We start from the raw sequence: 12,059 nt of genomic DNA on the forward strand, positions 1-12,059 counted from the left end.
CAAAGTGTAGCGAAAATTGTCACGCTTCGCAACCGTAATCAAGCACATTCTATAAAAAAACTGCCCTTAAGGGCAGTTTTTTCACAAAATATAAATATCTAAGCCTAAAAATGGGCTTATTTCACTTCATTTGCTATTTGACCACTGCGATCGCATAGTTTCTGAATCCGTAAATCGTAATGGCTTCGCCTGCTTTGAAAGCCGTTGCGGCAGTCACGTTTCCATTATAGAAATATTTCGTATTGCTGTTTACGTTGAAATAATTTCGATTGTCGGCATCCGAAACCTTCTCCGTCCAAATTTGCGCGCTAGCTATGTAATAGCTTGTAAAAATCCGGCTTTCGCCAATTGCTACTGAGATTTGCGTCTTATTGCCGTCATACTTTTGCACTTCTACGTAGTCACCAACCGCGATTAAGTTAGAAGCGTTGTTCTGCGTGGTTCCTTTGATTGCAACGAACCCCGCGTCAACGTTATATACCGTCGTCTGGCCGGCAAGATCCACAATCGTCACGCTGCTGGCTGATACGGCTTGTACTTTGCCGAACGTGGCTGCAACCGTGCGAGCTGTGACCGCTTGCTTTCCGATATAGCTCACGTTGATCAAGCTGCCTGGCGTAACCTGTTCTACCGTGAGCTTAGCGCCAGCTTCATTCGTGATGTCCGTGCTGAGCACTGACAATTCAAATACAGGCGTCATTGCGTTTTTCACACGAAGCTTCTTAGCCGAAGCATCGACGGAAACCACTTCATATTGGGCATTCCCATGTACTTTTATCGTAGCTACACGGTCTTGCGTGTTGTTTAATTCCAATGTAAGCAAATCGCCTGTCTTTAAGTCGCTTAACGCAGCACTTGCAATTGCCGGATGCTCCACATAAGCCGTGTTATAAGGCAAAGCTACCGTAGAACCGTTATCCAGCTTAACCGTCATCAAATTCGATGCCGAATTCATAGACACGAGATTTCCTGTGTATTTGGTTACGAATTGAAGGGAAACAATCGAGTTCCCTGTATAAGTAATAACGATTTTGCGATTCTGTGTCAACAAGCTCGTTGCCGAGGCCAACGTAATAAGATTGCCGCTATACTCGATTTTCGTTTTATCCGTAAAATATAAGGCCTGAGCATTGCCGCCAGAAGCGTCTACGACGGTCAACAGTTTTTTGTCATACACGAAACTAGCAATTTGCGCGCCTGCTACTGTTTTTACGTTTCGGTTGGCAACCTTGATTTTCGTAACCTGGTCCGCTTCGTTAAGCGTAAGCTCAACTTCATCTGCCTCTTTAATCAAGTCGCCAATAGTCGCGCCAGTCAATCCCGCAATTTCCAGAGTTACGGTATCTGCCATAAACTTGGAAACAAGCGTGGTGCCCTGCATGACCGTAATCAATTCTCCATCCGTGCCATAAAAAGTCCCTTTCACGCTTGTGGTTGACGCTTGCGGCGCAGCAACGATTTTGACTGCGATTGGCGTTTCGCGGAACGAATCCTGTACGATAGTGATCGCACTGTCTCTCTTGATCGCCGTCAACGCTAACGCTTTCCCGTCGCTATCGACAACGGAAAGCTGTTCATTATAAAAAATCTCAACCGGCTTGTCATTCACCCAGACATATATTTTCTTGTCACTCGCAATAACCCGATCAAGCGTACCTGCAATTGTTGTCGTATGTGCTTTGTCACCCTTCACCTCGACGTACAGTGCTTTGCCGTCTTTGGCAATTACGGTTACATCCCCATATTCCAGCAATTGCTGCTTCGTAATAGGCGTTTCCGTTTTGTAAGTATAATAAAGCGTATCCGCATTGATTGAATAGCTCGTTTCTTTCTTATTGCTGTAGACCGTAAGAGCGTTATCCGTAATTCGTGATACGATTCCGTCGACCTGCCCTTCGTATGCAACAGGGTATTGGCTCTCAGCACGGCTGAACATGGTTGCAAGGCTGGCGCGTGTTACATTCGCCTTTGGATCGAATTTCACGGATGTTATGCCTTTCACCAGCTCCAGCTTAGCCGCTAGATTGACGTAACCTTTATAGATCGAACTAATCTGGGAAGCATCAGAGAAAGAAGAAGCTGTGTTTTGTAAGTTCAGCGCCTCTTGCTTCTGGCCGATAGCTCTAACCATAAGCTTCGTGACCCATTCGCGGGTAGCTGGCTTTGTTCCCCAAGCGTTTTTCGTATCTTTGGACGCCAAATCGAACTCCTCCGCTTGGTCCAGCAGTCCTTCCTCAAAAGCTAGCGTAACGTATGCTTTGAAAAATGCGCTTACCGAAAACGAATTCGGAAAACCGATGATGGCTCCTTGATCCGCTTTCTTGTCTAAGCCCGCAAAACGCAGCGCCATGAGCACGGCTTCCTGCTGACTTACGTTTTCGCTTGGACGGAATACGAACGCGCCGCTCGTAGTCGTATTTCCTTCGATAATTTTTTGAAGAGCCAGCTTAGCGATATGTTTCTCAGCCCAGTGTCCGCTAGACACGTCCTTGAAAGGTGTCGTTAACACTGCGGCGGCAACGTAACTTTGGTTCGTTGGAATGATCACTCCGCTGCCCGCCACCAATGAAAAAGCGAGTGCTCCGATCAATAGCTTTCTACCTGCAAATGGCATGGTCATAAACGATTATTCCTCCTGATTGTCTTGTGTAATTACGCAGAACGGCTCCGCCGCTCTTTTCAAAGAGCGGAGCGAAGCCATTTGATATACGTCTATTATTCCTTCAACATCGGATGCTCAAGTTCCACATGCCCCATCAGCGTCTCGATCTCTGCGCCGTCAACCAACAACGCAATCGACTTAACGAAATCGAATTGGAAGAGTGTTTGCTTGAGCGTCTCGATGACGAACATCTCGCCTGGCGCTCCAAGGCGAGCTTCGTCAGGCAAGTGGATATCGATTGTAACAAGCCCGTCTTCGAGTACTACGGTTTTGACCTCGATTGGTTTCCACAATGACAAGGCATTATCGCCAGCATCCTTCTGTAAGGCTTCGATTGCCGCTGAAACCAAATCGGAATCCGTCTCGTATGAGAGTTTTACCGGATTCTCCACTGTTTCAGTCAGCTCCGCATCGGTTAAGTAAATAGTAGCTTCGATCTCGTTCAATTGTGGTGTCGGTCCAATGGAAGGAGCTGCCGTTTCTGTTGGAGCGCTGCCTTGATTATTGCTTGGCTTGTCTTGGACACCGCAGCCTGCTATCGCAGCGGAGACAACCATGACAGCAAGCAGTCCGCGTGCTTTGAATCGTTTCATAACACTGAACACCTGCTTTCTACTTCACTTTTAAATATTCCTTGATGCCAGCTACAAGCTCAGTTGCGATACGTGTCTGAGCAGCATCGTCAAACAACATTTTTGCATCGTTGGAATTAGACAAGAAACCGGCTTCGATAAGGACTGCAGGCATCGTCGTTTGCTTGATGACCTTGTATGCTTCCTTCTTAACGCCGCGGTCCTTGATTTTGGTAGCCGCAATCAAGCGTTTATGAATGACGGCAGCCAAAGCTTTGCTATTCTCGCGGTAATAATAAGTTTCAGCGCCAGAAGCCGAGGCAGCACCGCTATTCGCATGAATGGACATAAATAAATCGGCTTTTAAATTCTCAGCAAATTTAACCCGATCGTCCAGAGAAGGGTATGTATCTCCCGTTCTCGTAAAGTGAGCTTTGATTTTGGGTTCCTTATCGAGCAGAGCCTTCATCTTAAGCGCGACGCTTAAGTTAAACTCCTTTTCCCATCTGTTCAATACGCTTTTGGCACCGGGATCCGAACCTCCATGCCCGGGATCTATCACGACGTCGAACACGTCATTGGACGCTGGTGGCTCCTGCGGGTCGATTACGATCGGAGGATCAACAGGAAGGGTCGGGTCAACGGGTACATCTGCTAGTGGCATGAACGTTAACTGGAATTTACCCAAATCTTCAGTCAGTACATAACCTGTATCCTCGCTGATCTCAATGACCAAACGAACGGTTGGCGGAGCATTAGAGAATAAAGAATAACGGATTTTTTGCAAATAAGTGCTGTCTGTAACATCGATAACTGCTTGTCCGTTTAAAAAGTGGTTTAGTCCCGTATTTGGAAAGTCAAACACAATTCGTTTCGGGCCGTCTAACACCAACGGCTTGTTTGCCTTCGAAACACCTTCATAGCTTACGGTCAGCGTGCTTTCTCCGTTGTAAGCTACCTGTGTAATAACGCCTGCCGGCACAGTTGGATCCGTTGGAATAACGGGCTCGGTAGGTTCGGTTGAATGCTCATACATATGTACTTCTTTCTCGGTCGCCTTCCACTCGAAATCCAATCCGAACTGCTCGCCGATAAAACGAAGCGGAACTAATGTCGTGCCTTTAATAATGGATGCCGCAGTATCCATTTGAACCTTTTGATCATTCACAAGCGCAACTTTGTCATTCAGTTTGAGCTTGATGACATTGCTGCCATGAGTGACCGTCGCTGATTTGGCCGTATTATCCCAAACGATTTGATAACCAAGGCCTTCTGTTACAGTCCGAACCGGCACGACTGTCGCATTGTTAATAATTTGCGGGTTTACGGCTGACGTTAACAGATTACCATTCAAAAACAGCTTTGGGACGACCTCTGCAGCTTGTCCTACAGTGGCGAACATCGTGAAAAACAACGACATAAACAACAACATGGACACAAATCTTTTCATTTCCCACCTCGATGACTGAAATTGCCCGCATCGAATGAGTGCATTCGACTTTTACAGACGCAAATATAGACGCAGCTTGTCAGAAAAAGTTGCGTTAAAAGGAAAAAAGAGGACAAAACGCTCTAACGAGCTGATTTGTCCTCTTCGCTTCATTTCTTAAACCAAAGTAGCAATGTGCTTTTGCTCATATGCTGTAATTTTGTCTTCATGCTGAAGCGTTAAGCCGATATCATCCAACCCTTGCAAAAGGAATTGACGACGGTGCTCATCGAGGTCGAAATCGATAGTCAGACCATAAGCATCAGACAGCTGTTTGTTTTCTAGGTCTACCTTCAGTGTATATCCTTCATGCTTAGCTGTGCGTTGGAAAATCTCTTCTACTTGCTCTTCACTCAGCTTAATTGGCAGAATGCCGTTTTTGAAGCAGTTGTTATAAAAAATATCCGCGTATGAAGGAGCGATAATTACTTTGTAGCCATAGTCTAGAATCGCCCAAGGCGCATGCTCACGTGAAGATCCGCAGCCAAAGTTGGCGCGGGACAGAAGCACCGATGCACCCTCATAACGTGGTTTGTTCGGTTCGAATTCAGCGTTTACTTCGCCACTTTCATGAAAGCGCCATTCGAAGAAAAGGAATTGGCCGAAGCCGCTGCGCTCAATGCGCTTCAAAAATTGCTTAGGTATGATTGCATCGGTGTCGACATTGACCCGGTCGACCGGGGCGACGATGCCTGTAAGTTGTTTAAACGGTTCCATATCGGTTATACCCCTCTCTCGCGTTCAGTTAGTTCAACACTTCGGATTTAATTTCCCAGTCGCGTACATCGTGGAAATGGCCTTTAACCGCAGCCGCAACAGCCATTGCCGGCGATACAAGATGCGTACGTCCTCCGCGGCCTTGACGACCCTCGAAGTTACGGTTGGAAGTTGATGCACAGCGCTCGCCTGGTTTCAATACATCCGGGTTCATCGCTAGGCACATGGAGCAGCCGGCATCGCGCCATTCAAAGCCCGCTTCCGTAAAGATTTTGTCTAGGCCTTCTTTTTCCGCTTGAATTTTTACGCGGCCAGATCCTGGTACGACAATTGCCGTTACGCGGTCGCTAACCTTGTAGCCTCTAGCGATCTCGGCAGCCGCACGCAAATCTTCGATCCGTCCGTTCGTGCATGATCCGATAAATACATAATCAATGGCTATTTCGTTCATTGGCGTACCTGGCTTGAGATCCATGTAATCAAGCGCTGCTTCAGCAGCTTTGCGCTCGTTTTCTGTTGGTAGGTCAGCAGGGAATGGAACTTTTGCCGTAATGTTTGTACCCATGCCAGGGCTAGTTCCCCAAGTTACTTGCGGGATAAGAGCATCTACGTCGAAGTGGACAACCGTATCGTACTCTGCACCTTCGTCAGTCGTCAGTTGCTTCCAAGCTTCTACAGCAGCGTCAAAGTTAGCTGGCGCATATTGACGTCCGCGCAGATAATTGAAAGTCGTTTCGTCAGGAGCAATAAGACCAGCGCGAGCGCCTGCTTCAATTGACATGTTGCAGACCGTCATGCGCTCTTCCATCGTCAAGCTCGTAATCGCTTCGCCCGTAAACTCGATAACATAGCCAGTTGCGAAATCCGTACCGTACTGAGCAATAACGCCCAGAATCAAATCCTTCGCCGTAACGCCGGGTTTTCTGGTGCCGTTAAAACGAACCTCTAGCGTTTTTGCTTTCGATTGCTGCAAGCACTGGGTTGCCATAACGTGCTCAACCTCACTTGTACCGATACCAAAAGCCAATGCGCCAAATGCGCCGTGCGTGGAAGTATGGCTATCTCCGCAAACGATCGTTTTGCCCGGATGCGTAAGGCCAAGCTCAGGTCCCATTACGTGAACAACGCCTTGGTCAATACTGTCAAGATCAAACAGCGTTACGCCAAAGTCTTTGCAGTTTTGCGTAAGCGTATCGATTTGCTGCTTCGAGATCGGATCCGTAATGTTGAAACGGTCCTTTGTCGGTACGTTATGATCCATCGTAGCGAATGTAAGATCCGGGCGGCGTACTTTGCGTCCGGATAGACGCAAGCCTTCAAAAGCTTGCGGTGACGTTACTTCGTGAACAAGCTGCAAGTCGATATAAATAACGCTTGGCTTGCCTTCTTCTTGATGAATGACGTGATTGTCCCAAATCTTCTCAAACATTGTCTTTTTCGTCATTATATTCACCCCATCGTTTCATTAAATCTTCTGCGTTTCTTAACTGAACCTACTATAGCATTTCTTTCTTCATTGATCCAAGATATAATATCTATAACGTCTATAGGTAATAACTATAATGGAAGTTTTCCTTCTTAAATAAAACAAATAGCGGAGATGATACGGATGGAACTCAGACAGCTAAATTACGTGATCCAAATTGCTTCGGAGAAGAATTTCTCGCGCGCCGCGGAGAAGCTGCACATTGCTCAGCCTTCTCTCAGCCAGCAGCTCTCCAAGCTGGAACAAGAAATAGGCGTCCTTTTATTTCGCCGCACGACCAACTCGGTTGAGCTCACGCAAGCCGGCCAGGTTTTTGTAAGCAAATCACAAGCGATCCTTGACGCGGTCGAGCAGCTTAAACAGGAAATGGATGATATGGCTCAGATGCGCCGCGGGCGTCTTGTCGTAGGCACGCTGCCTATTACCGGCTCCCATATCCTGCCTATGGTTTTACCCGTATTCGGAGAGCAATATCCGCAAATAGAGGTTGTGCTGGTTGAAGATACGACAGCCAAGCTGGAGCAGCTAACCGCTAGCGGCGGGACGGATCTCAGCCTGCTCTCCCTGCCTTTGATCGATAATTCCTTGTCATGGGAGCCCTTTCTCGAAGAGGAGATCTGCCTTGCCGTTCCCCCGAACCACCACTTGACCAAAAGAATGGAGCCTGTTGATATTTCGGAGCTTGAAGAAGAACCGTTCATAGGTTTAAAAAGAGGGCAAGGCTTCCGGCAAATTACGGTGGACCTCTGTGAGCAGGCCGGATTTTCACCGCGAATCGTATTCGAAAGCAGCAATATCGAGACCATCCAGTCGCTCGTTGCCGGCGGCATGGGAATAGCCTTCGTCCCGCAAATGCTTACGCGGGTCAAAGGCACGCAATTCGCGCCTATTTACCTCTCGTTAGCGCAGAAGCCGACAAGGACGCTGGTCATTGCCAGCCGCAAAGGACGCTATTTATCGAAGGCATCAGAAGCTTTTATTCGTACGTTGAACAAAACGATAAGCAATTATCCATGATCAAGCTTCATATAGGCTTGGCCTGCGGTCTTCAAATACCGGTATTTTGGACCGAACCGAATCGACAAGCGCCAAATCGATATCCGCATACAATATGGTTTCTTCTTCTCCTGCCTCGGCAACGGTCTCTCCCCATGGATCAAGAATAAGCGAGTGCCCGAAAAATTGCGTATCTCCGCTCGTACCCATGCGGTTGCAAGCCACGACAAACATCTGATTCTCGATTGCGCGCGCGGTTAGCAGCGTTTTCCAGTGGTGCAGGCGCGGATGCGGCCATTCTGCAGGAACGAATAGCAGTTTGGCTCCTTCCAGCGCGAGCTTCCTGGCGAGCTCCGGGAAACGAATATCATAACAGATCATCATCCCTGCTCCCGATCCTTCCAGCTCGAGCCGGCCCGGCTTCTCGCCTGCTGCCAGATACTTCTCCTCATCCATAAGCCGGAATAGATGGATTTTGGAATAATCCGCAATTTGTTCGCCGCCGCGGTCGAACGCGTATATCGTGTTGTATACGTTATCCCCCTTCAGCTCTGCAATGGATCCTCCAATAATATGGACCTGATGCTTTTTGCTGAAGTCCGACAGGAAAGCTTTGGTTCGAGCTCCGTCTTTGTCGGCAATCTTTTTGATTTCCGTGAGCGCATATCCTGTATTCCACATTTCAGGAAACATGATGACATCCGGCTTAACCGACTGGCTGACCGCTTCCTCTAGCATGGCTGCCAGCTTCGTGAAATTGACTTCCGGATTACCGGCTTCTATGTTCATTTGCAGCAGTGCTATCCGCAATTGTTGACTCATTGTTGGTTCCTCCCGTTATTGCTTTTTTTCCCTAATGATACCTTGTCATGGATTTGTGTCAAGATGGGAACCGTAACAAGAAGGAATAACAACTTTGCTTCAAAAAAAGGAGAATGTCGATTATGAATCCAAAACGAATAGCCGCCATGCTGCTGGCATGCTGCTCGCTCTTTCTGTTCGCACAGCTTGCTTCCGCCTATCCCGCTCACCGCGCACACACCGCTCCGGCCACGGAAACAGGCCTGAAACCCGTGCAAGTGTTCGACGTTGCTGCCGGCAAGGTCATCAAAACGATCCCGAATGATGCACAGTATCAATCCCTTGCCTCTTCATGGGTCAATTCGATTAGCGGATTGGCGCCGCAGGTAACGAATGACGAAAGCTGCAGCTACGTGTACCGCGTGCCTTTAGCGAAAGCCGTTACGATCAAATCCAATGACGTGTCGGTAACCAGCGACGATTTGTTTCTTTTTTACTGCAAGGACAAACCGCCGATTCTGCTCGTATTTGATGAGAAGCGCAGACCATTTTTATTCCTGTTCAAGGCTGATATTAAGCCCTTTCTTCAAAAGGTAGGCGTCCCTGCTTCTTAGGCAATAGCTTCTCATCTCCCTGCATTCATGCTACATTAAAGCTATTGCTTAACTTAGATAGCGATTTTGCCATGTGGAGTGTGAGGGAATGGAAACACAAATCGGTCAACACCTTATTCAACCCGCGACTCGGATGAATGGTCTTCCGACGCAATTTTTTGCCAAGCTGGTCGCCAAAGCGAATGCGCAAGTGGCCAAAGGACGCGATGTTATCAATCTGGGACAAGGCAATCCGGACCAGCCGACCCCTCCCCATATTGTAGCCAAGCTTCAGGAAGCAGCTGCTAACCCGTTGTATCATAAGTATCCTCCTTTCAGCGGCTACCCCTTTCTAAAGGAAGCCGTTGCAAAGAGGTACAAAGAGGATTACAACGTCGATGTCGATCCGACGACTGAAGTCGCCATCCTATTCGGAGGGAAAACTGGTTTAGTCGAGATCAGCCAGTGCCTGCTAAACCCGGGAGACGTATGCCTCGTACCAGACCCCGGATATCCGGATTACTGGTCTGGCGTTGCGTTAGCCGGTGCCGAGATGACATTCATGCCTTTAACCGAGCAAAACAGCTACTTGCCTGATTATGACGCGATTAGCCCGGAGCTGGCGGCACGAGCCAAGCTCATGTTCATGAATTACCCAAACAACCCGACAGGTGCTGTAGCTAGCGCGGAATTCTACGAGCAAACCGTGAAATATGCCGAGAAGCACGGCATCGTTGTTGCCAGCGACTTCGCCTACGGTGCGATAGGCTTTGACGGGCACAAACCAATCAGCTTTCTTCAAACGCCTGGTGCCAAGGAGGTTGGCGTCGAGTTTTATACGCTGTCCAAAACCTACAACATGGCCGGCTGGCGCGTGGGATTCGCGATCGGCAATGCGCAGATCGTTAAACTGATCAATTTGATTCAAGACCATTACTATTGCAGCCTTTTTGGCGGGATTCAAGAAGCGGCCGCGCTTGCATTAACAGGTCCCCAAGAATGCGTGGATGAGCTGCGCGCCATGTATGAGCGGCGCCGCGAAGCGCTGTTCACGGCTCTTGATCGAATCGGCTGGAAGGCCGCTCGCCCCGGCGGGTCATTCTTCTGCTGGCTTCCCGTTCCGGCAGGCTTTACTTCGGAGGCATTCGCGGATTTGTTATTGCAGGAAGCAGACGTTGTGGTAGCGCCGGGAGTAGGCTTCGGAACACATGGCGAGGGCTTCGTCAGACTGGGCCTGCTCACGAGCGAAGAGCGCCTGCAAGAAGCGGTTGAACGCATTGGCAAGCTGAATCTGTTTAACTAAATCGGGGCAATGCCTTGCTTTACAGCAGCATTGGATCGTGATATGCTTGTAGGAATTGAACATGAACGTGATGACGGGACAAGTAAGCAAGAAGGGTCGCGATCAGAGAGTAAATTCCATGGGCTGCGAGAATTTACCGAAGGCCGCTTGCTGAACCTACCTCCGAGCGGCCGGCCATGAACCGGACAGCGCCTTCTGTTATAGGCTTAAGCTGGATAACCCTTTTAATAATCGGGTTGTCAACAAAGGTGGTACCGCGGAAGCTAAGACTTTCGTCCTTTATGGACGAAGGTCTTTTTTGTCGTCATGAAACAAGCATAGGATGGGATAAAGATGACGGAACGCATAGTCGTTAAAATTGGCAGCAGCTCCCTTACCTCCGATGAAGGCGGCTTGAATCGGGAGCGCATTCAGTATTTCACATCAGAGCTCGCTTCTTTGCATAAGAAAGGCAACAGCGTCATGCTTGTTACCTCTGGCGCAGTCGCTGCTGGCTTCCGCCAGATCGGATATGCATCAAAGCCGAAGATCGTACACGAGAAGCAAGCTGCGGCAGCCGTTGGGCAAGCGCTTCTTATGCAAGCCTACCAAGAAGCTTTCAATAGCTATGGCATTGTTGCGGCCCAGATATTACTTACGCGAGCAGACTTCTCCAATAGGCGGCGCATACAAAACGCGCTGATGACGATCGAGGAGCTGCTGCGGCTTGGCATTATTCCGATTATTAACGAGAACGATACTGTCGCAACGGATGAGCTGGTTCCAAAATTCGGAGACAATGACAGCTTGTCCGCGCTCGTAGCTGCCATGACCAAGGCGGCAAAACTTGTCATCATAACGGATATGGACGGCTTGTACACAGAGGATCCTCGTAAAAATCCGCAAGCGGTCAAAATCGAGCGCGTCGATCAAATTTCCGAGGATATTATGAAAGTGGCAGGCGGAGCAGGCTCTTCGGTCGGTACTGGCGGCATGCGTTCCAAAATTGAGGCGGCCAGAATCGCGATGCGCGGCGGCGTTCATGCCTTTATCGGCAAGGTGCAGCAAGAAGGCGATTTGTCTTTGGCCGTTGAGGGCAATGGCCGCGGTACATATTTCGACACCAAGCTCAACAGCCTGCCGATGAAAAAGCAATGGCTAGGTTTTCACTCCATTCCGCTAGGCCGCGCAACGGTAGATGAAGGTGCTGCACTTGCCATGCTCGAAGGCGGGAAAAGCTTGCTTCCGGCCGGCGTCCTTGAAGTCTTCGGCGAATTTTTGCCAGGCGACGTCATTGAAGTAGCCAACCAGCAAGGCGAAATTATCGGACGCGGGGTTGTCAACTACGCAGCTTGGCAGATTCAAGCCGTTGCCGGACTTACTACCGAGGAAGTCAAACGAAGAATCGATGTTTCCCGTATCGAGTTTATTCACCGTGACGAGTGGATTTCATTAAATTAA

The 12,059-nt window shown here is 48.8% G+C and carries 10 protein-coding genes; 4 read left to right on the top strand and 6 right to left on the bottom strand.

Features of this window, described 5'->3' with window-relative positions; translation table 11 throughout:
* Window positions 1-133: 133 nt before the first annotated feature.
* From AC0YN3_RS05495 to leuC, 5 genes are all read right to left on the bottom strand, one after another.
* Entirely contained in the window at window positions 134-2,620 is a 2,487-nt protein-coding gene (locus AC0YN3_RS05495; protein WP_475774059.1) for an S-layer homology domain-containing protein, read from the bottom strand.
* Window positions 2,621-2,715: 95 nt separating this feature from the next.
* Complete coding sequence (locus AC0YN3_RS05500; RefSeq protein ID WP_475774060.1) at window positions 2,716-3,255, bottom strand: GerMN domain-containing protein; 540 nt, start codon at window positions 3,253-3,255, stop codon at window positions 2,716-2,718.
* A gap of 19 nt (window positions 3,256-3,274) precedes the next feature.
* Window positions 3,275-4,684 (bottom strand): N-acetylmuramoyl-L-alanine amidase, encoded by a 1,410-nt coding sequence (locus AC0YN3_RS05505; protein WP_475774061.1) that lies wholly within the window; start codon window positions 4,682-4,684, stop codon window positions 3,275-3,277.
* 156 nt (window positions 4,685-4,840) lie between these two features.
* Window positions 4,841-5,440 (bottom strand): 3-isopropylmalate dehydratase small subunit, encoded by a 600-nt coding sequence (gene leuD, locus AC0YN3_RS05510; protein ID WP_475774062.1) that lies wholly within the window; start codon window positions 5,438-5,440, stop codon window positions 4,841-4,843.
* A 28-nt stretch (window positions 5,441-5,468) separates the two neighbouring features.
* On the bottom strand, window positions 5,469-6,884 hold the full coding sequence (gene leuC, locus AC0YN3_RS05515; protein ID WP_475774063.1) for a 3-isopropylmalate dehydratase large subunit: 1,416 nt from the start codon (window positions 6,882-6,884) through the stop codon (window positions 5,469-5,471).
* Between the two features lie 165 nt (window positions 6,885-7,049).
* Here leuC and AC0YN3_RS05520 point away from each other — a divergent pair, with 165 nt between their 5' ends.
* Complete coding sequence (locus AC0YN3_RS05520; protein ID WP_475774064.1) at window positions 7,050-7,943, top strand: LysR family transcriptional regulator; 894 nt, start codon at window positions 7,050-7,052, stop codon at window positions 7,941-7,943.
* Here AC0YN3_RS05520 and AC0YN3_RS05525 read toward each other — a convergent pair whose 3' ends face one another.
* Window positions 7,944-8,744, bottom strand: coding sequence for a carbon-nitrogen family hydrolase (locus AC0YN3_RS05525; RefSeq protein WP_475774065.1), 801 nt, complete (start codon window positions 8,742-8,744; stop codon window positions 7,944-7,946).
* 122 nt (window positions 8,745-8,866) lie between these two features.
* Here AC0YN3_RS05525 and AC0YN3_RS05530 point away from each other — a divergent pair, with 122 nt between their 5' ends.
* From AC0YN3_RS05530 to proB, 3 genes are all read left to right on the top strand, one after another.
* Entirely contained in the window at window positions 8,867-9,337 is a 471-nt protein-coding gene (locus AC0YN3_RS05530) for a hypothetical protein (protein WP_475774066.1), read from the top strand.
* 88 nt (window positions 9,338-9,425) lie between these two features.
* A complete protein-coding gene (locus AC0YN3_RS05535) occupies window positions 9,426-10,619 on the top strand; it encodes an aminotransferase class I/II-fold pyridoxal phosphate-dependent enzyme (protein ID WP_475774067.1) in 1,194 nt (397 codons plus the stop codon).
* A 333-nt stretch (window positions 10,620-10,952) separates the two neighbouring features.
* The gene (gene proB, locus AC0YN3_RS05540; protein WP_475774068.1) at window positions 10,953-12,059 is read left to right on the top strand and encodes a glutamate 5-kinase; all 1,107 of its coding nucleotides are present in this window, start codon (window positions 10,953-10,955) and stop codon (window positions 12,057-12,059) included.

This window comes from Paenibacillus sp. J22R232 (assembly GCF_056269165.1).